The sequence below is a fragment of the Oerskovia jenensis genome (assembly GCF_016907235.1).
Taxonomy (GTDB): domain Bacteria; phylum Actinomycetota; class Actinomycetes; order Actinomycetales; family Cellulomonadaceae; genus Oerskovia; species Oerskovia jenensis.
This window is the reverse complement of record NZ_JAFBBO010000001.1, coordinates 3,120,585-3,139,762: the sequence shown is the minus strand read 5'-3', so window position 1 is coordinate 3,139,762 and position 19,178 is coordinate 3,120,585. Positions and strand designations below refer to the sequence as shown.

The following is a 19,178-nucleotide window of genomic DNA, read 5'->3' as shown; positions in this document are numbered from 1 at the left end:
GGAGCGGGGGCGGCCTCCCGTAGGCTTGCGCCTATGGCTTCCCCTGCGCGTCCCCGTCGACAAGTCAACGCCTATCAGCTCATCGCCCTGCTGCTGGCGTTCGTCCTGGTCTCCGGCGTCGGCGGCGTGCTCGGCGCGGGCCTGCTGATCCCCCTCGCGGCGGGGGCCAGCCAGGCCACCGACAGCAGCGTCCAGATCTTCGAAGAGCTGCCCGACGAGCTCGAGCCAGGCCCCCTGGCGGAGCAGTCGCGCGTCTACGCGAACGACGGGACCACCCTGCTCGCGACCTTCTACCAGGAGAACCGCATCGTGGTCCCCCTGGGCGAGGTCTCGGACCACATGAAGAACGCCGTGGTCGCGACCGAGGACAAGCGCTTCTACGAGCACGGCGGGATCGACCCCGAGGGCACCCTGCGCGCTGCGTTCAACAACGCCTCGGGCGGCGCGAAGCAGGGCGGTTCCAGCCTGACGCAGCAGTACGTCAAGAACGTGCTCATCGAACAGGCCGTGCGCGCCGAGGACCCGATCGCCGTCGAGGCGGTCAAGGAGAGCAGCATCGAGCGCAAGGCCCGCGAGGCCAAGCTCGCGATCTCGCTCGAGCAGCGCATGACCAAGGACGAGATCCTCGAGGGATACCTCAACATCGCGCAGTTCGGCATCCGCGTCTACGGTGTCGAGACCGCCGCACGCCACTACTTCAACACGCACGCCGCCGACCTGAGCGTGGTCCAGGCCGCGACCATCGCCGGCGTGACGAACGCCCCGAGCGCGTACGACCCGGTCTCCAACCCGGTCGCCTCCGAGAAGCGGCGCAACCTCGTGCTCGGTCGCATGCTCGAGCAGGGGTACATCACGCAGCAGGAGCACGACGAGGCCGTCGCGACCCCCCTGTCCGCGACCCTCAACGTCCAGCCCGTGTCCGTGGGCTGCCAGGCCGCGAACGGCGCGGCCTTCTTCTGCGACTACGTCACCAAGGTCATCACCTCGAACCCGATCTTCGGCGAGACGCCCAAGGACCGCCAGGGCCTGCTCTACCGCGGTGGCCTCGACATCACCACGACGCTCGACCCCCGGATGCAGACCGCCGCCGAGACCGAGGTCACCTCGGCGATCCCCGCCTCCGACCCCAGCGGCATCGAGAACGCCCTCGTGACCGTCGAGCCCGGCACGGGCAAGATCCTCGCGATGGCCCAGAACCGGCCCTACGACGCATCGCTCGAGGCCGCCCCCGGGACCACGGCCCAGAACTACAGCGCGGACCAGGCGCACGGCTCGTCCCGCGGCTTCTCCCCCGGCTCGACGTGGAAGCCCTTCCTGCTCGCCGAGTGGCTGCGGGCCGGGCACACGCTCAACGAGTCGGTCAACGCGAACCGGCGCGAGTGGAACGTCGGGCGCGACTTCACGTCGTCGTGCACCAAGCTCAACGTCGGCGAGAAGTGGAACCCCAACAACTCCGACGGTCAGGGCAAGGGCAGCATGACGGCCTTGGCCGCGACGACCAACTCGGTCAACACCGCGTACGCCGACATGGCGAGCAAGCTCGACCTCTGCTCGGTGGCCAGCACCGCGAAGTCCGTCGGGTTCGCCCCCTCGCTCACGAAGGACAAGGGCGAGGTGGAGGTCCGCCCCTCCATGATCATCGGTACCCAGAACTCCTCGCCGCTGCAGATGGCGGCGGCGTTCGCGACCTTCGCGAGCGGCGGCACCTACTGCGAGCCCATCGCCATCACGCGCATCGTCGACCCGACCGGCAAGGAGCTCGAGGTGCCGTCGGCCAACTGCAACCCGGCCGCCCTCGACCCGGCGGTGGCGAACACCGTGACCTACGCCCTCAAGAACGTCATGACGGATGGATCGGGCAAGAGGTCGCAGCTCGAGGGACGCGAGAGCGCCGGGAAGACGGGCACCGCACAGCTCAACACCCACAACTGGTTCGTCGGCTACACGCCCCAGCTCGCGACGGCGGTCTGGATCGGGAACGCCGAGTCGGACGTCCAGATGCGCAGCAACGGCCGTGGCCGGTTCACCATCAACGGCGTGAGCAGGCAGTGGTGGTTCGGCTCCGACCTCGCGGCCCCCATGTGGAAGAACTACATGACCACGGCCCTCGAGGGCATGCCCGTGGCCACCTTCCCCGAGCCCGACCCCAAGATGCTCGGCCAGGTCCAGGCTCCCCCGACCAGCACTCCGACGACCCCGCCCGGCGGCAGCGGCGACGGCAACAACGGCGGCGGCAACGGTGGTGGCAACGGCGAGAACGGCGGCGGCAACGGCGGTGGGCCCGGCAACGGGAACGGCAACGGGAACGGCGGCGGCGAGACCGGCACGCCCGGCGGGGAGCAGGACTGACCGGGGCCCGCGTGCACCCCGCACTCGTCGGCGTCGGCGCCCTCGCCGCCGCCGGAGCGGGGGCGCTCGCCTACGCCCACCTCGAGACCAAGCTCTTCACGCTGCGTGAGGTCACCGTCCCGGTGCTCCCTCGCGGAGCGGCGGACGTGCGCGTCCTGCACTTCTCGGACCTGCATCTGACGCCCACGCAGGAGCGCAAGATCGAGTGGATCCGGTCCCTCGCCGCACTGCGCCCCGACCTCGTGGTCGACACGGGCGACAACCTGGCGCACCGGGACTCGCTGGAGCCGCTCCTGTACGCCCTCGAGCCGCTCCTGAGCAGCGCCCCCGGGGCGTTCGTCATGGGGTCCAACGACTACTTCGCCCCCTCGCCCAAGAACCCGGCCCGGTACCTGCTGCCCGACGCCCGGATCGCCCGCGCGGCCCTCCCGCCGAGGCTGCCGGCGGACAAGCTGGCTGCGGCGTTCAGCGCCGCGGGGTGGATCGACCTCACCAACCGACGAGACGCGATCGACGTCGCAGGAGTGCACATCGATCTCGTGGGCGTCGACGACCCGCACCTGGACCGGGACGTCTTCCCTGCCGCACCCGAGCGGGCGGCGGCGGGCGCCGAGACGGACGCCTCGCCGTCGGGCCTGCGGATGGGGGTGGTGCACGCGCCCTACACGCGTGTGCTCGACCAGATGCACGACGACGGCGCCGACGTGATCCTCGCCGGCCACACGCACGGCGGGCAGCTCTGCGTCCCGTTCTACGGGGCGCTCGTGACCAACTGCGACCTGGACCGCGGGCGGGCCAAGGGCCTGCACGGATGGCCGGGAGCGCGTCCGGACACCCCGGGCGGCGAGGGCTCGACGTGGCTCAACGTCTCGGCCGGGGCGGGCACCTCGCCCTACGCCCCGTTCCGGTTCGCGTGCCGCCCGGAGGCGACGATCGTGACCCTCACGGCACCGTGAGCACGCGCTGAGGGGCCGGTTTCGTCGCAGGGGCAAACGTCGGCTATTCTAGGCAGGCTCCAGCGCGCAGGTTTGGCGGGACCTCTCGAGGACCCTCCGCAGATCCGGCGCAACGAGAGCAATCGGGGTGTGGCGCAGCTTGGTAGCGCGCGTCGTTCGGGACGACGAGGTCGCAGGTTCGAATCCTGTCACCCCGACCAGCACGAAGGCCCGGAGTCCACTGGACTCCGGGCCTTCGTCGTTCCCCCTCGGGCACCGCACCATCGCGGGGAGGGGCCCCCGCACCGAGGACGACCGTGCGCACCGTCGAGAGTGACCGCCCTATGCGGGTCCTCCCTTCCGGTGTCACGATGAGGGTCCTGCACCCCCAGCGTCGGAGGTCGTCGTCATGGCCGAGGAGCCGATCGTCATCGTCGGAGGAGGTCTCGCGGCCGCGAAGGCCGCCGAGTCCCTGCGGACCGAGGGGTACGACGGTGAGCTCGTGGTCGTCTCGAGCGAGCCGCACCGGCCTTACGAACGGCCACCGCTGTCCAAGGACTACCTGCGGGGCGAGGCCGAGCGCGACGTCCTGTTCCCCCTGCCCGAGGAGTGGTACGCCGATCATCACGTGGATCTGCGGACCGCGACGCGGGCCGCGGCGATCGACGTCGCCGGCCACGCCCTGACCCTGATCGACGGCAGCGTCCTGCCCTACACGCGGCTGCTCCTCGCGACCGGCTCGACGCCGCGCTCGTTCGCGGTGCCCGGCGCCGACCTCCAGGGCGTGCACTACCTGCGCACGATCGAGCACGCCGACCTGCTCGCCGCGACGCTCGAGGCCTCGGCCCGCGAGGGGGCGGGGCGGCTCGCGGTCGTGGGCGACGGCTGGATCGGGATGGAGGTCGCGGCGTCCGCACGGAGCCTCGGGCTGGACGTGACGGTCGTCGGGCGCGGCGTCCACCCCCTCGGGCGGGTGCTGGGCCCCCTGCTGGGCGAGATGTACGGCAAGGTCCACGCCGACCACGACGTGCACCTGCACCGCAACGCGCAGGTCGTGGGCATCACGGGCAGCGAGGGGCGGGTCACGGGTCTCGACGTCGCCGACGGGACGCACGTGGCCGCCGACGTCGTCGTGGTCGGTGTGGGCGTGACGCCCAACGTCGGCTTCGCGGAGGCCGCGGGGATCGACCTGCGCGACGCCCGCCTGGGCGGTGGGCTGGCCGTGGACGCGACGCTCGCGACCTCGGCACCCGATGTCTGGGCGGCAGGCGACATCGCGAGCGTTCCCTCGCCGCGCTACGGTCGCCCGCTGCGGGTCGAGCACTGGGCCGTGGCCCTGGAGACCGGGCCGCACGCGGCGCGCGCCATGCTGGGCTCGCGCGAGCCCTACGACAAGCTGCCCTACTTCTTCTCCGACCAGTACGACGTGGGCATGGAGTACCTGGGGTTCGTCGAGGACCCGGCACGGACCGAGGTCGTCGTGAGCGGGTCCCTCGAGAGCCACGAGCTCGTCGCGTTCTGGGTGTCGGAGGACCGGGTGCAGGCGGGCATGACGGTCAACACCTGGGAGCAGATGGAACGGGTCGAGGAGATCGTCCGGTCCGCCGGGCCGGTCGACCGGGACGCCCTGGAGGCGTTCCGGGGCTGACCGGGGCTGACCGGGCCGCGCCTGACCGGCCCGGCAGGGCCCGGGACCGGCCCGGCCGGCCACGCTCCGCCCCTACGGCACCTCGCGCTGCGCCTGCCCCACGTACTGGCTGAGGGGGCGGATGAGGGCGTTCGCGGACCGCTGCTCGACGACGTGCGCGGTCCAGCCCACGACGCGCGCCGCGACGAACAGGGGCGTGAACGTCGGGGTGTCGAAGCCCATGAGGTGGTAGGCGGGGCCGGTCGGGTAGTCGAGGTTCGGCAGGATGCCCTTGCGCTCGGTCATGGCCGCTTCGAGCGCGTCGTACAGGTCGTCGAGCGCGGTCGCCTCGTCGGTCCCGAGGTGCGCGACGAGGTCGTCGAGCGTCTTCTTCATGGTCGGGACGCGCGAGTCGCCGTGCTTGTAGACGCGGTGGCCGAAGCCCATGATCTTGCGCTTGTCGACCAGCGCCTCGTCGAGCCAGGCCGCTGCCCGGTCGGCCGTCCCGATCTCCGCGAAGGTCGCCATGACGGCCTCGTTCGCGCCGCCGTGCAGAGCCCCCTTGAGGGCGCCGATCGCGCCCGTGACGGCCGAGTGCAGGTCGGACAGCGTCGAGGTGATGACGCGGGCCGTGAACGTCGAGGCGTTGAACGAGTGCTCGGCGTACAGGATCATCGAGACCTCGAAGGCCCGCACGACGCACTCGTCGGGCACCTCGCCGAAGGTCATGTGGAGGAAGTTCTCGGCGTAGCCCAGGTCCTCGTCGGGGTCGACGATCTGCTGACCACGGCGTCGGCGCTGGTCGAGGGCGACCACGGCGGGCAGCATGGCCCACAGCCGCAGGGCCTTGGCATGCTCCGCCTCGGGCGACGAGTCCTCGGCCGTGGGGTCGTGCGCGCCGATGACCGAGACCGCGGTGCGGCACACGTCCATGGGATGGCAGGTCGTGGGGAGCTCGAGGATCGCGTTGCGCACGGCGCCGGGCAGCGCGCGGTGGGCACGCTCGACCGCGGTCTGCTCGGCGAGCTGCTCGGGGGTCGGCAGCTCGCCGTGCCACAGGAGGTAGGCGACCTCCTCGAAGCTCTTGCGCGCGGCGAGCTCCTGCACGGGGTAGCCCCGGTAGAGCAGCGAGTTCGTGTCCGGGTTGACCTTGGAGACCGACGTCGTGTCGACGACGACGCCCGCGAGGCCCTTGCGGATCTCGGGCGCGGGGGCCGGGGTCGCGGCTCCCGAGGTGGTCGCGGGCGTCCCGACGCTGGGGGTGCTGGTGGTCATGTGCTCACTCCTTCGTGATGCGGGGTCGTGCTTGCTGCAGTACCGGGTTGTCAGAACCAGCGAGGGCTGGGGCCCTCGCTGGTTCTGACAACCCCGGTCGTCCTACGGCCGGTACGTGAAGATCTCGGTGTCGAACTGGTTGTAGCCGGCGTAGTCCACCAGCTCGTACAGCCGCGCGCGCGTCTGCATCTCGCCGACCACCCCGTCCTGCGTACCGGTCTCCCGGATCACGTCCAGCGTGCGCTCCGCGGCCCCCATCGCGCTACGCAGGAGGGTCACGGGATAGATGACGATCTGCACGCCGACGTCCGCGAGCGCCTCTCGCGTGAACAGCTCGGACTTGCCGAACTCGGTCATGTTGGCGAGCACGGGCACGTCGACCGCAGCGGCCACGGCCTCGAACTCGGCGAGGTCGCGCATGGCCTCGGGGAAGATCGCGTCGGCGCCCGCGTCGACGAGCGCCTTCGCACGGTCGATCGCGGTCGCCAGCCCCGCAGCGCCGTCGAGGCTCGCCCGGACGTCGGTGCGCGCCATGACGAGGAAGTTCGGGTCGCGCCGGGCGTCGACCGCGGCGCGGATGCGCTTGGTCGCGGTCTCGAGGTCGACGGTCGCCTTGCCGTCGAGGTGGCCGCACCGCTTGGGGTTGACCTGGTCCTCGATGTGGCAGCCCGCGACGCCCGCGTCCTCGAGCGTCTGGACGGTGCGCGCGACGTTCATGGGCTCGCCGAAGCCCGTGTCTGCGTCGACGATCGCGGGCAGGTTCGTCATGCGCGCGATCTGCCCCGCGCGGGTCGCGACCTCGGTGAGGGTCGTGAGCCCGATGTCCGGCAGCCCGAGGTCCGCCGAGATCACGGCCCCCGAGACGTACACGCCGTCGAAGCCCTTGTCCTCGATCAGGCGCGCAGAGAGCGGGTTGAACGCACCGGGGAGCTGGAGCAGCTCGCCGGCCGCGAGCCGGGCGCGCAGCGCGGCACGCTTGTCCGACGGCGTCACGTGCGAGTACAGCATCAGTTGCCTCCTGCGGGGGTCGGGTCGGCGGGACCAGCGGACCCGGCGGGTCCGGTCGCGCCCGGTGCGTCGTCGGCGCCGGGGACGTCGCGCATGGTCCAGCCTGCGGAGCCCTCCCCCGGGCCCGTGCCGGAAGGCGCCCCGGCGTCCGGCCTGCCAGGGCTCGCACCACCCGGGGTGCCGGCAGGGTCGGGGTGAGCGGCGCCGTCGGGCTCGCTGCCTGCCTCGTCCTGAGCAGGGCGGCCCAGCTCGAAGATGCCCGTGGGCACCGGGACCGTGTCCAGCAGCCCGGGCCGCGCGACGATCGAGAGCTCGCGCACCTCGGCGGGCGTGAGCGACGGGAGGCGCTGCGCGAGGTCGAGGAAGCGCTCGATCTCGGCGGGTTCGAGCACGCCGTCCGCGAGCAGCCGGAACTTGGCCACGTACTGCGCACGGGCGAAGGGGCGCGCGCCGAGCGGGTGCGCGTCGGCGACCGCGATCTCACGGACGATGCGCCCGCCGTCGGCCAGCTCGATCTCGACGCGACCGCCGAACGCCTTCTCGGCAGGGTCGACCGAGTGGTAGCGGCGCGTCCACCCGGGGTCCTCGGCCGTGGTGACCTTGCCCCACAGCGCGACCGTGTCGGGGCGGCCCGCACGTTCGGGCGTGTAGGAGTCGACGTGGTGCCACCCGCCGTCCTGGAGCGCGACCGCGAAGATGTACGGGATGGAGTGGTCGAGCGTCTCGCGCGAGGCCGTCGGGTCGTACTTCTGCGGGTCGTTCGCGCCCGACCCGATCACGTAGTGCGTGTGGTGGCTCGTGTGGATCACGATGCTCGCGATGTTGTCGGGATCGACGAGCCAGGGGTGCTCGGCGTGCAGCGCGCGCGCCAGGTCGATGAGCGCCTGCGACTGGTACTCCGCCGAGTGCTCCTTGGTGTACGTGTCGAGGATCGCGGTCTTGGGCTCGCCCGGCGACGGCAGCACGACGTCGTAGCGTCCCTCGGGGCCGTCGAGCAGCCACGCGATCACGCCGTCCTCGCCCTCGTAGATCGGCTCGGGCGAGGTCTGCCCGCGCATCGCGCGGTCCACGGCCTCGACCGCGACCTTGCCCGCGAGGGCGGGCGCGTACGCCTTCCACGTGGAGATCTGCCCCTTGCGGGACTGCCGCGTCGCGGTCGTGGTGTGCAGGGCCTGGCCGATCGCCTGGAAGATCGTCGTGGTGTCGAGCCCGAGCAGGGTCCCGATCCCGGCCGCGGCCGACGGGCCCAGGTGCGCGACGTGGTCGATCTTGTGCGCGTGCAGGCTGATGGCCCGGACCAGGTCCACCTGGATCTCGTAGCCCGTCGCGATGCCGCGTACGAGCGCCGCGCCGTCGCAGCCGGCGTGCTGGGCGACCGCGAGGATCGGCGGGATGTTGTCCCCGGGGTGCGAGTACTCGGCCGCGAGGAACGTGTCGTGGTAGTCGAGCTCGCGGACCGCGACGCCGTTGGCCCAGGCGGCCCACTCGGGGCTCGTGCGGGTCGCGAGCGGGGTCCCGAAGACCGTCGCCCCGGGCTCGTACGGGTGCGCGAGGGCCTGCCCCCGCGCCGCGACGGCCGGGGCTCGCGTGAGGCTCGCGGCCGCGACGGCCGCGTTGTCGATCACGCGGTTGACGATCATGTCGACGACCTCGCCCGGCACCTCGACCGGGTCGGTCGCGAGCTCGGCGAGCTTCCAGGCGAGCTGGTCGGTGCGGGCGAGGTTCTCCGCGGAGCGGTGGGTCCGCAGGTGGTGGGTCGTGGGCATCGGTGCCTCCGGTGGTCGGGTGCGGTACGTCGGGGGTGCGTCGGGGTGCTTCGGGTCCGACGGCGTCGCGTGGGCCGAGCGGGCCGGTTGCGGTCGGTGGGGGCCGGGTGAGGTGCGCAGCGTCGTCAGCCGTGCGGCGGGCGCTCCTGCTCGCCGAGTGCCTTGGCGGCCATGGCGCCGCTGCGTTCGATGTGCTCGCGCATGGCGCGCTCGGCCGCGTCCGGGTCTCCGCTCGCGATGGCGGACGCGACCTCACGGTGCTCGTCGACGTGGTCGGTCGTCCCGACGCGCTCGCGCGCGGACAGCGAACGGTAGCGGTCGACGTGACCGCGGATCTGGCGCAGCAGCTCGGAGCACCACCGGTTGTCGGCGAGGGCCTCGATCTCGCCGTGGAACTGGGCGCCGATGCGCAGCACCTCGTCCTCGTGGTCGCGCACGGCGTCCATGAGGTCGACGAGGCGGGAGAGCCGAGCGACGTCGGCAGGCCGTGCACGTTCGCACGCGTCCCGGGCGAGCAGTCCTTCGAGGCGCGCCCGGACGTCGTACACGCGGTGCAGGTCGGTGACCGCGAGGGGCGCGACGCGCACTCCCCCGGTCGGCTGCTCGACCACGAGGGCCTCGGCCTGGAGGAGTCTGAGGGCTTCGCGGACGGGGGTGCGGCTCACGCCCAGCTGGGCCGAGAGGACGGGTTCGGTGAGCCGGGCGTCGGCCGAGAGGGTGCCGTCGATGATGCGCTGGCGCAGGAGGTCGTAGACCGCGCGAGCCCCGGACTGGCGGCGGACGGCCGCAAGGGGTTCGTCGCGGGGCGGGGACGACGTCGTCGGGGCGCTGACCATGCGACCATCGTGCCACACGGTCTGCGTACTTGTATACAACTTGTGGCACCCGCCGGGCGACGCAGCCCGAGCGCGCACGAGATCCCCACGGCTGATGCCGCCGTGAACCCGCTCCACACCGCGTCGCCGGCGCCCGCGCGCCCCAGGTCGCCTCACCCCATCTGCGTGATGTGGACCCCAGGAAGTCGTGGGACGCTGAAGAAGTCTCAGCGAAGGAGGATCTCGAGGTGACCGCAACCACTGGCCGCAGCGTCGGACCCACGAGTGAGTTCAGCCTGTTCTTCCACGTCAGGCCCGGCCAGAGCGAGCCGCTCCGGGCAGCGCTCGAGGACCTGCAACAGACCCCGGGGTATCGTCCCGGCGACTACGGCATGGCGATCACGACGATTCACGAGGCACGATTCGTGCTCTTCGACGACGACACGCGGCTCGCCTTCATCACGAGCTTCGACGGTCCCTGGGACGCCTACATGGACGACTTCTTCAACTCCGGCCCGACGCTCGCGCTCTTCGACCTCATCTTCAGGCACACCGAGGGTTACGACGGCCTGCCGGACCTCGCCACCGAGAAGGCGTTCGTCCTCGGGGCGCAGGAGCGTGCCGCCGCCTACGCACGCAACTACCCCGGCACGGTGAAGGAGATCCTGAAGGCGCAGCGCGTGAACGCGGCCTTCCAGAAGGTGCTCGATCACCCCGACGCCGCGGCCGCCCTGCAGCATCCGGCGCTCCAGCCGCTCCTCGACGAGGCCGGAGACTGACACCGGTGTCGGATCACATCTCCGGCCCGCGGGCGTTGGCCAACTCGATCGCCGACATCACCGACGTCTTCGCGTTCCCGAGCCCCGACCGGCCGCAGCACCTCGTTCTCGTGATGAACACCCTGCCGTTCGCCAAGATCTCCGACGCCCTCTCCGAAGGCCTGATCTACCGGTTCCGGGTGCGGCCCCTCACGGCAGCTGCGCCCGGCGACCACGCCCCGTTCTCCGCCGGCCCGGAGCACGGCGCCGAGGAGTTCGTGTTCGACTGCGTCTTCTCTCCGCCGACCAGCGCCGACGGCCAGCCGTTCGAGCAGGAGGGCACCTGCACCACCCCCTCCGGCGAGACCGTGTCGTTCCGCGTCAACGACGAGGACGGCGGTTCCGCGCACGGCGTGCGGGTCTTCGCCGGTGCGCGCTGGGACCCGTTCATCCTCGATGCCCCCGCGGCCCTGAAGACCGTCGCGATCGGCGAGCTCGCCTTCGCGGATCGCGGCTCGATCTACATGGACGGCAAGAACGTCCTGGGACTGGTCGTCGAGATCGACCCTGCGCTGCTGGGCGGCGCCACGTTGGTCGGCGTCGTCGCCGAGACACTGACGCGCGGCGTCTTCAACGTCCGGATCGAGCGCGTCGGGCGACCCGAGGTGAAGAACCTGATGCTCGGGCCGATGCAGTTCGATCGGATCAACCAGGACCTCGAGATCCGCGACCTCTACAACATGGAGGACGCGTTCCACATCCAGCACGGCTACGAGGGCGCCTACCGGGCGCGGCTCGACGCCAACCTCGCGTTCTGGGACAGCCTCGACGGCAAGACCGACTGGCCGACGGTCGACGGCGTCCATCCGCTGACCGAGCTCGTGCTTGCGGACTACCTGGTCGTCGATCTCTCCAAGCCCTACCAGGAGAAGGGTTCGTTCCTCGAGATCGAGCTCGCCTCCCGCAGGGGACGAGCCCACGCGACCTGCGGGGGGCGCACGATCAACGACGACGTGATGGACGTGTTCTTCACGACGCTGATCAACGCCGGCAACGGACCGATCATCCGCGACGGGGTGGACGGCTCGTCCCGGCCGGCCTCGCAGACCTTCCCGTACCTCTCGGCTCCCAACCCCCGTCCGCCAGAGAAGCCGGAGCACCACTGAGCATGGCTGAGACGGGGAGCGTCAGGCTCGAGCTCGATGACATCCAGAGTGGCGCCCTGCACGAGCGCCCCTCCCCCTATGTCGGCGCCTACCTGATGCTGCGCATCGACGACCGCGCCGACGGCCGTGAGCTCGTCCGGCGGCTGACAGCCCTCGTGAGCTCGGGGACGCAGTCGCTCGATCCCGCCCACGACGCCTGGTTCACCGTCGCGTTCACCTACCACGGGCTGAAGGCGCTCGGAGTTCCTCAGGACTCCCTCGACAGCTTCACGCCGGAGTTCCGGGAAGGGATGGCCGCGCGGGCGGAGCACCTGGGAGACGTCGGCGAGAGCAGTCCTGAGAACTGGGAGAAGCCGCTCGGCACTCCCGACGTCCACATCGCCATCGCGGTCCTCTCCCCCGACGTCGCCCGTCTCGAGGCCGTCACCGAGAAGGCTCGCCTCGCCCACCAGGAGCTGGCGGGCATCTCGGTCGTCTGGCGACAGGACTGCTACCAGCTCCCGACCGGGCGCACCTCGTTCGGCTTCAAGGACGGCATCGGCCAGCCGTCCGTCGAGGGCAGCGGCAGGGCGCCGTCGAACCCGCTCGAACCGCCGCTCAAGGCCGGCGAGATCATCCTCGGCTACCCCGACGAGACCGGCGCGCTGCCGCCGATGCCGAGCCCCGACATCCTGGGCCGCAACGGCACCTACGTCGTCTTCCGGAAGCTGCACACCAAGGTGGCGGCCTACCGCCAGTACCTCCGCGCGCGAGCGGCGAACCGTGAAGAGGAGGCGCTGCTCGGCGCGAAGATGGTCGGACGCTGGCAGAGCGGAGCCCCGCTGGCCGTGACGCCCGACGTCGACGACTCCGAGCTCGGCAGCGATCCGCAGCGGAACAACGCCTACCTCTACGGCGACGACCCTCGTGGCTTCAAGTGCCCGGTCGGCGCCCACGCACGCCGCGCCAACCCCCGCGACGCGCTGGCCGGCGACGGCAGCACGGACGTGCGCCTGCACCGCATGATCCGGCGCGGTACGAGCTACGGCCCGATGCTCCCCGACGGCGAGCTCGAGGACGACGGAGCGGACCGCGGCATCATCTTCGTGTTCGCCGGCGCCCACATCAAGCGGCAGTTCGAGTTCGTCAAGACCCAGTGGCTCAACGACGGGATCTTCATCGGTGCCCCTGGCGAGGCGGACCCGATCGTCGGCTCCCCCCACCACACGAACACCTTCACGATCCCCCGGCGACCGATCCGACGCCGCCTGCAGGAGCTTCCGCCGTTCGTGATCACGCGTGGGGGCGAGTACTGCTTCGCCCCGAGCCTCTCGGCCATGCGTTGGCTGGCGGAGCTTGCGCCGTCCGTCTCGACCGAGGAGAGCACGCCATGAGCACGACCCCCGAGGGCACCGACCGCTGGAAGGCGCTCGATTTCGCCCCGCCGGACGCAGACGCCCCCGAACCCGAGTCCTCCGTCCTCGTCGAGTACCAGCACGACGACCAGATCGCCGTGGTCACGCTCAACCGGCCGCACGCCGACAACGCGATCACGACCGAGATGGGTGCTCGACTGACCGAGATCGTCGAGACGATCGCCGTGCGCACCGCCGTACGCGTCGTCGTGCTCACGGGTGCCGGTAGGCGCGCGTTCTCCGTCGGCAGCGACCTCCGACAGCGCAGGAGCATGACGAAGGAGGACTGGCTTCGCCAGCGCCAGGCCTTCGATCGAACGCTGTACACCGTGCGGCAGCTGCGCAAGCCGCTCTTCGCCGCCGTGAACGGCATCGCCTATGGCGGCGGGTGCGAGCTCGCCCAGAGCTGCGACTTCATCATCGCCTCCGAGAACGCCACGTTCGGGCAGCCGGAGGCGATGCTCGGCCTCTCGGCCGGTGGCGGTTCCCCGGTGTTCCTGCCACGCCTGCTCGGACCGGGCAGAGCATTGCAGATGCTCATGACCGGCGACCCGATCTCCGCGGCCGAAGCCCACCGGCTCGGCATGGTCAACGAGGTCCACGACCAGGACGACCTGGCGGCCGCGGCCGCTCGGATCGCGGAGAAGATCGCCGGCAACTCCCCGACGGCGGTCCAGGCCGTCAAGCGGGCCGTACAGCTCGGTGAGGGGCAGCCCGTGGAGCAGGCCGTCGCCATCATGATGGAGGCGCACTGGCGCTCGGCCGTGCACCCCGACCGCATCGAGGGCATCGGAGCCTTCAACGAGGGCCGGGACCCGGTCTTCCGCGACGCCGACTACTGAACCCGGCCTACGAGGAGGCAGAGCCATGACGATTCCGGACGAGGTCATCCGTGCGCGCGCCGCGCTGCAGATGATCAACCCAGCCCCGTACAACGCGGAGGCGCCGCCCGCAGCGCTCACCGAGGAGATCACCCCGACCGAGCTCCACTACGTGCGCAGCAACTTCCCGCTGCCCGAGCACGACGGCACGCTCGAGATCGGCGGCGCGGTGGAGCACCCGCTGACCCTCACGCTCGAGGACCTCCGTGCCTTCCCTGCGCACGAACGCGCGGTCACGCTCGAGTGCGCCGGCAACGGACGCCTCGAGATGCGTCCGCTGCCCACCGGTGAGCCATGGGGCGACTACGCCGTCTCGACCGCCCGCTGGAAGGGCGCTCTGCTGCACGAGGTGCTGGCACAGGCGCGGCCGCACGTCGACGGCGTCGACGTGCGGTTCGAGGGCGCCGATCACGGCGCGTACCACCTGGCCGCGGTGCTCGCCGAGACGGACACCGAGGACATGCACTTCGTCCGCTCCCTGCCGCTGGACCACGTCGCCGATCCGGCTTCCGAGATCCTCATCGCGTACGAGATGAACGGCAAGCCCCTCGGCCAGGACCACGGTGCGCCGTTCCGGATCGTCGTGCCGCACTGGTACGCCGTGGCGTCGGTCAAGTGGCTCCAGCGCATCGACGTCTTGACCGAGCCGTACGTCGGCGAGTTCCAGACGGGGCACTACATCTACGAGTGGGCCGATCGGGCCCCGGAGCCCGTCGACCTCATGCGCGTCAGGGCGCGCGTCACCGCTCCCGCTGCTGGCTCGACCGTGCCCGCGGGCACCGTCGAGGTGCGCGGGAAGGCCTGGTCGGGGACCGGCCCCGTCGCACGTGTCGACGTGAGCCTCACGGGTGCCGGCGAGTGGCGCGAGGCCCACCTCGCTCCGCCGACGGGCCCGTACCACTGGCAGGAGTGGTCGTTCGACTGGGAGGACGCCGCAGTCGGGCGCCACACGCTCCGCGTGAGGGCGACCGATGCAGCGGGGAACGTGCAACCGGACGTGCCACCGTGGAACCGGCTCGGCTACGGCAACAACGCCATCGAGGTCGTCTACGTCGACGTGGTCTGACCAGGCCGCGCGACGTGCCTGCCGCAACGGTGGCGTCCACTGCCGTCAGCGAAAGCCGGGGTCCGTCTCTCCCTCGGTTGCCGCGTCGGCGAAGGGAGTCATCCGTTCTCCCAGCTCCTGGTGCCAAGCGGCGAGGCCGTCGAGCGGGACCGGGCTGCGCTTGGTCGATCCGCGCCCCTGGTCCGACCACAACGGCGGGTAGACGCTGAGACCCTGGCTTGGCGGGAGCGCTTCCAGGTCGTCGACCCAACCTGGCCAGCGCAGGTCGGCCACGTACTCGGCCAGCCCGCCGCTCACGGCCCACTCCGCGAAGGCCCCGAGCCCGAAGCCCAGAACGTGCCACTCGAGCGTGTCGGGCGCGAAGTAGTGCACATCCCCGAGCGGGCCGGGCAGGCCGCCACCGTTGACCGCGAACGTCCCGCCGAGCACGTCGAACGCGACGACGAGCCTCTGCGGCGCGACGCTTCCCTCGGCCGGGTCGCCGAGCCCGTTGATCGTGGCGAGGTCCGGGAGCCCGTACGCGCCCCCGCCGAGAAGTCGGAGCCACCCGTGGTCGACCAGCACGCCGCCCGTGTGGAGCGCAAGGGCTCCCAGGGTCGAGCGTGTCGTGATCTGGAGGCGGTAGAGGACCTCGGGGGCCCACTCAGGAGGGGCAAGGACCTCGACACCCGGCCGTTGGAACATCCGGGCGAGCGTTGGCCAGGCAGGTTCGGCGACCTGCGTGAGATCCGCGACCGTCTTGATGCCCATGATCGGGGATCATGCCACGTCGAGCAGTGAATTCCGACACTTCCCGGCGGATCCGTTACCTGATCCGCCCCATGTGTGCATCTTTTCCCGACTTTCCCGGCGTGCAAACCCCGGAATTCCGCCGAAAACCACCCGCGGGACGGTCCGACTGGCGAGACTAGCGCTCGGCGTTCCCGGCTGGAGCGACCACTGCTCCGACGTCCATCCGGCGCGCGGCCCCATCGTCGACGGCCGCCTCGACGCCGTGGGTCCCGGCGCGCTGCCGCCCCGAGACCACCGCGTAGCCCAGCCCCACCACGACCGCTCCGCCCACCAGGTTGCCCAGCCCGACGAACAGCAGGTTGCGCCCGAACTCGCCCCACGTGGTCAGGGCCTCGGGGCTGAAGAGGCCGATGCTGAACGTCGTCATGTTCGCGACGACGTGCTCGAACCCCGAGGAGATGAACGCGAAGATCGCCCAGAAGATGATGATCGCCTTGCCCGCCTCCGAGCGCAGGCGTCCGCACGCCCAGATCGCGGCGCACACCAGGATGTTGCACAGGACGCCGCGGAAGAAGAGCTGGCTGCCCGTCTCGTGGCCCTTGCCCGCGAGCATCGACGCGATCATCTCGCCCGCGGCCGCGTTGGTGTGCAGGATGCCGGACTGCACGACCATCCAGCCGAACAGCATGGAGCCGAGCAGGTTCCCGCCGAAGCAGAAGAGCAACGTCCCGACGGCGGAGCGCACCGGGATCGTCCGGGTCACCGCTCCCTGGGTCAGGATCATCATGGCGGACGTGCTGAGCTCGGCCCCCGCGAACACGACGAGCGTCAGGGCGACCGCGAAGACCCCGCCCGCCACGAGCCGTTCCGCAGGCGCCCCGGCCGCGAGGAAGGGTCCGGCCGTGGTGACCATGAGGACGACGCCGACGCCGATGTACGCGCCCGCGAGCATCGCGGCCACGAGGTACCGCCACGGGTGCCGGGTGCCCGCCACCTTGGTGCGAGCCGCACGGGACTGCTCGGTCAGGTTCTCGGAGAGGCTCAGCACCCTCTCATGATGCCCCCCTTCCATCTAAGCGATGGAAGGGGGGTCGTCAGGTGGAACGCGGGGTCTCAGCCCGTGCCCCGTCAGGACCCCGAGCAGGCACGCACGAGGTCTGAGCCGGTCGGTACGCCTTCCTTCACCTGAGCCTGGTCGAGCGTGCCGACGAAGCCGTCCACCACGGCGCCGTCACGCTGACCGGCGCCGAGCCGCAGGCTCCCGGTGGCGGACCAGGTCGCGTCGAACGGCACCGTGGCCGCGAGCGTCGGCTCGCCGAACGCGGGGTTGTCGGCCGTCCCCACCTCGCAGACGTACAGGCTCACCGTGCCCGCCGTGGCGTCGTGCACGCCCACGACGTGGGACCAGCTGCCCGCCTGGACCGGCGACTGCGCCCGCGCCGTCGCGCTCGTGGCACCGGCCTGGTCGGCACCGGCCATCGAGAAGGCCCAGCACGTCCCGGACGGCGTCTGGCAGTCGGCGCCCTGCTGCAGGCCGAGCGTGAAGCCGCTCACGACAGTGCCGTCCTGGCTCACCGCGACGGCCGTCCTGTCCGCGACGTCGGGCCGCAGGAACGCGGACACCCAGAAGGATCCGTCGGTCGCGACGACTGGGCCGGCGGACGTGGCCGCGTCGGTGGGCGCGTCGAAGCGCAGCCCGTGGTCGCTCGGGTCGCCCCCGAACTCCGAGAAGATGCCCCCCGTCCAGAGGTCCTCCCCCGAGAGCGCGAGGTCGTTCCCGCGGCCGGAGCCGTCGGCCGTCACGAGCCCGCTGCCCTCGTCGAGGCGCCATGCGCCGATGACCGAGCCCGCGGGCGCCGCGCCCACCGTGAACCGGTAGGTCCGCACCGGGCTCGTGGCCCCCGCGGCGTCCACCGACTGGACCATCAGGAAGTGCGAACCCGCCGTGGACGGAGTGAAGCTCACCTGCTCGCCCGGCGCGGCGGCGCGGTGCATCCCGTCGGAGTCGAACGAGTACCGGTACGACACGACCCCGCTCGACCCGCCGTCCCCGAAGACGAACGCCCCGGCGAGCCCGACGCGACCCGAGACGGTGTCCTCGCGGTACACCGCGGGCATCCCCTCGACGGGCGTGACCGTGGGGGCGACCGTCGGCGGGACGAGGTCGACCAGCAGCTCGCAGGACACGGGGGCGCTCGGACGACCCGCGACGTCGACCGCCGTGACGCTCCACGAGTACGCCTGGCCGTCGGCCAGCAGACCGCCGGGCACGGTGAGCGAGTGCGTGGAGCCGCTCGGCATCGGGAGCCCCACCGGGGACTCCCAGACGAGAGCGCCGTCGGCGAGGCCGTGCACCGCGAAGCGCGCGCTCGTGCTCGTCCCGTCGGGGTCGCTGACCTGCGCCCTCAGCTGCGGGGTCGCCGACCTGACCGTGGGCCGCTCGGCCCCTGTCACGCACTGCGTGTCGGGCGCGGTCGTCCAGGCCGCGTCCACCTGCGGAGCACGGTCGATCACGATCGACAGCGTCGCGTCGGCGCTGAAGCGTGCCGTCCCGCACGTGGTGCACTTCTCGTCGACCGCAGCCAGGCCCAGCCCGACCGTCGTCCGCCCCTCGGCCACGACGGCGCGCACCGCGGTCGTGACGTCGAACCGCTTCCAGCGCTCGCCCGCGCAGACGAGCTCGGGGGAGCCGAGCGGGCGCCCGAGGAGCGCACCCCAACGGTGCGCCGAACCCGACCACGACGTCCGGCGGTCGACGGCGGGCGCGACGTACGCACCCACCGCCCCGGCCCCGCACTTCGACGACCGGGTGCTGTAGGCCGAGAAGGTCGCCGAGACGACGTCGGCCTCGCCGAGACCGTCCAGAGCGCTGAGCCCTCCGAACTCCCAGGCGATGCGCTGGGTGTCCTTGCGCGCACAGGCCGGTCGTTCCTCCGTGGTGCACGGGCCCACGCGGCGGTCGCCCGTGAACCCGTACCCCGCCGCGCTGTGCTTCTTGCCCGCGCGGATCACGGTCCACTCGGTCGGCGCGCCGGACGCGGCGATCGAGCGCTCCAGGCGGAAGGTCCCGTCCGGAGCCGCGAACAACGCGTCCGTCGCCGTGCGGGCGTCGAGGACCTCGACGTCCTGGCCGCAGGTCGCGGCGAGCGCCGCGGCCACGGCCTCACCGGCCACCGCGACACGACACTCGTCGACCGCGGCCGACGCGGGCGCGGGTGCGGCCGACGCGTGCGGAGCCATCAGCAGCACGAGGGTTGTCGCCAGTCCGGCGACCGCTCGGGCGCTCCGGGAAAGTCTCATACCAGGATTCCTCTTCACCACCAGGGCGCACCTGCGGGTGCGCGACGCTACCTACACCCCCATTGGGCAGGCCCCAGCACAGCTCACAGCGAACTCTCAGCCGGTC

14 protein-coding genes, 1 tRNA gene and 1 pseudogene are annotated in these 19,178 nt (G+C 71.6%); 9 read left to right on the top strand and 7 right to left on the bottom strand.

The window, feature by feature from the left end:
* The first annotated feature begins 33 nt into the window (after nucleotides 1-33).
* The 4 genes from JOD49_RS14165 to JOD49_RS14150 all read left to right on the top strand — a co-directional run bounded on the left by JOD49_RS14165 (nucleotide 34) and on the right by JOD49_RS14150 (nucleotide 4,932).
* On the top strand, nucleotides 34-2,349 hold the full coding sequence (locus JOD49_RS14165; protein WP_205307739.1) for a transglycosylase domain-containing protein: 2,316 nt from the start codon (nucleotides 34-36) through the stop codon (nucleotides 2,347-2,349).
* 11 nt (nucleotides 2,350-2,360) lie between these two features.
* Entirely contained in the window at nucleotides 2,361-3,305 is a 945-nt protein-coding gene (locus tag JOD49_RS14160) for a metallophosphoesterase (RefSeq protein WP_205307738.1), read from the top strand.
* A gap of 123 nt (nucleotides 3,306-3,428) precedes the next feature.
* Nucleotides 3,429-3,505, top strand: a tRNA-Pro gene (locus JOD49_RS14155).
* Between the two features lie 188 nt (nucleotides 3,506-3,693).
* Entirely contained in the window at nucleotides 3,694-4,932 is a 1,239-nt protein-coding gene (locus JOD49_RS14150; protein WP_205307737.1) for an NAD(P)/FAD-dependent oxidoreductase, read from the top strand.
* Between the two features lie 72 nt (nucleotides 4,933-5,004).
* Here the strand turns inward: JOD49_RS14150 and JOD49_RS14145 are convergent, their stop codons facing one another.
* From JOD49_RS14145 to JOD49_RS14130, 4 genes and pseudogenes are all read right to left on the bottom strand, one after another.
* Entirely contained in the window at nucleotides 5,005-6,186 is a 1,182-nt protein-coding gene (locus JOD49_RS14145) for a bifunctional 2-methylcitrate synthase/citrate synthase (RefSeq protein ID WP_205307736.1), read from the bottom strand.
* Nucleotides 6,187-6,288: 102 nt separating this feature from the next.
* Nucleotides 6,289-7,194 (bottom strand): methylisocitrate lyase, encoded by a 906-nt coding sequence (prpB, locus tag JOD49_RS14140; protein WP_205307735.1) that lies wholly within the window; start codon nucleotides 7,192-7,194, stop codon nucleotides 6,289-6,291.
* Between the two features lie 251 nt (nucleotides 7,195-7,445).
* Nucleotides 7,446-8,960 (bottom strand): annotated as a pseudogene (locus tag JOD49_RS14135) (MmgE/PrpD family protein); the annotation flags it as partial.
* Nucleotides 8,961-9,085: 125 nt separating this feature from the next.
* Nucleotides 9,086-9,796 carry a GntR family transcriptional regulator gene (locus JOD49_RS14130; RefSeq protein WP_205307734.1) on the bottom strand — a complete coding sequence of 237 codons (711 nt, stop codon included), beginning with the start codon at nucleotides 9,794-9,796 and terminating at the stop codon, nucleotides 9,086-9,088.
* Nucleotides 9,797-10,023: 227 nt separating this feature from the next.
* On the opposite strand from JOD49_RS14130, the gene JOD49_RS14125 reads away from it, so the two are divergent.
* The 5 genes from JOD49_RS14125 to JOD49_RS14105 are packed head-to-tail and all read left to right on the top strand — an operon-like array spanning nucleotide 10,024 to nucleotide 15,040.
* Entirely contained in the window at nucleotides 10,024-10,554 is a 531-nt protein-coding gene (locus JOD49_RS14125) for a hypothetical protein (protein WP_205307733.1), read from the top strand.
* A 5-nt stretch (nucleotides 10,555-10,559) separates the two neighbouring features.
* A complete protein-coding gene (locus JOD49_RS14120; protein WP_205307732.1) occupies nucleotides 10,560-11,699 on the top strand; it encodes a DUF4331 family protein in 1,140 nt (379 codons plus the stop codon).
* Between the two features lie 2 nt (nucleotides 11,700-11,701).
* On the top strand, nucleotides 11,702-13,072 hold the full coding sequence (locus JOD49_RS14115; RefSeq protein ID WP_205307731.1) for a Dyp-type peroxidase: 1,371 nt from the start codon (nucleotides 11,702-11,704) through the stop codon (nucleotides 13,070-13,072).
* Nucleotides 13,069-13,935 (top strand): enoyl-CoA hydratase/isomerase family protein, encoded by an 867-nt coding sequence (locus JOD49_RS14110; protein WP_205307730.1) that lies wholly within the window; start codon nucleotides 13,069-13,071, stop codon nucleotides 13,933-13,935. Before JOD49_RS14115 ends, JOD49_RS14110 begins: the two co-directional genes overlap by 4 nt.
* Before the next feature lie 25 nt (nucleotides 13,936-13,960).
* Entirely contained in the window at nucleotides 13,961-15,040 is a 1,080-nt protein-coding gene (locus tag JOD49_RS14105) for a sulfite oxidase (protein WP_205307729.1), read from the top strand.
* 45 nt (nucleotides 15,041-15,085) lie between these two features.
* Here the strand turns inward: JOD49_RS14105 and JOD49_RS14100 are convergent, their stop codons facing one another.
* The 3 genes from JOD49_RS14100 to JOD49_RS14090 form a co-directional block, all read right to left on the bottom strand.
* The gene (locus tag JOD49_RS14100; protein WP_205307728.1) at nucleotides 15,086-15,790 is read right to left on the bottom strand and encodes a DUF2625 family protein; all 705 of its coding nucleotides are present in this window, start codon (nucleotides 15,788-15,790) and stop codon (nucleotides 15,086-15,088) included.
* 157 nt (nucleotides 15,791-15,947) lie between these two features.
* Nucleotides 15,948-16,820, bottom strand: coding sequence for a formate/nitrite transporter family protein (locus tag JOD49_RS14095; RefSeq protein ID WP_205307727.1), 873 nt, complete (start codon nucleotides 16,818-16,820; stop codon nucleotides 15,948-15,950).
* An 80-nt stretch (nucleotides 16,821-16,900) separates the two neighbouring features.
* Nucleotides 16,901-19,072 carry a LamG-like jellyroll fold domain-containing protein gene (locus tag JOD49_RS14090; protein ID WP_205307726.1) on the bottom strand — a complete coding sequence of 724 codons (2,172 nt, stop codon included), beginning with the start codon at nucleotides 19,070-19,072 and terminating at the stop codon, nucleotides 16,901-16,903.
* Nucleotides 19,073-19,178: the final 106 nt, after the last annotated feature.

Bases quoted from the DNA above. Each gene is read 5' to 3' on its own strand.
- JOD49_RS14165 (WP_205307739.1), top strand. From the start codon at position 34: ATGGCTTCCCCTGCGCGTCCCCGTCGACAAGTCAACGCCTATCAGCTC.
- JOD49_RS14150 (WP_205307737.1), top strand. From the start codon at position 3,694: ATGGCCGAGGAGCCGATCGTCATCGTCGGAGGAGGTCTCGCGGCCGCG.
- JOD49_RS14145 (WP_205307736.1), bottom strand. From the start codon at position 6,186: ATGACCACCAGCACCCCCAGCGTCGGGACGCCCGCGACCACCTCGGGA.
- prpB (WP_205307735.1), bottom strand. From the start codon at position 7,194: ATGCTGTACTCGCACGTGACGCCGTCGGACAAGCGTGCCGCGCTGCGC.
- JOD49_RS14130 (WP_205307734.1), bottom strand. From the start codon at position 9,796: ATGGTCAGCGCCCCGACGACGTCGTCCCCGCCCCGCGACGAACCCCTT.
- JOD49_RS14115 (WP_205307731.1), top strand. From the start codon at position 11,702: ATGGCTGAGACGGGGAGCGTCAGGCTCGAGCTCGATGACATCCAGAGT.
- JOD49_RS14110 (WP_205307730.1), top strand. From the start codon at position 13,069: ATGAGCACGACCCCCGAGGGCACCGACCGCTGGAAGGCGCTCGATTTC.
- JOD49_RS14105 (WP_205307729.1), top strand. From the start codon at position 13,961: ATGACGATTCCGGACGAGGTCATCCGTGCGCGCGCCGCGCTGCAGATG.
- JOD49_RS14100 (WP_205307728.1), bottom strand. From the start codon at position 15,790: ATGGGCATCAAGACGGTCGCGGATCTCACGCAGGTCGCCGAACCTGCC.
- JOD49_RS14090 (WP_205307726.1), bottom strand. From the start codon at position 19,072: ATGAGACTTTCCCGGAGCGCCCGAGCGGTCGCCGGACTGGCGACAACC.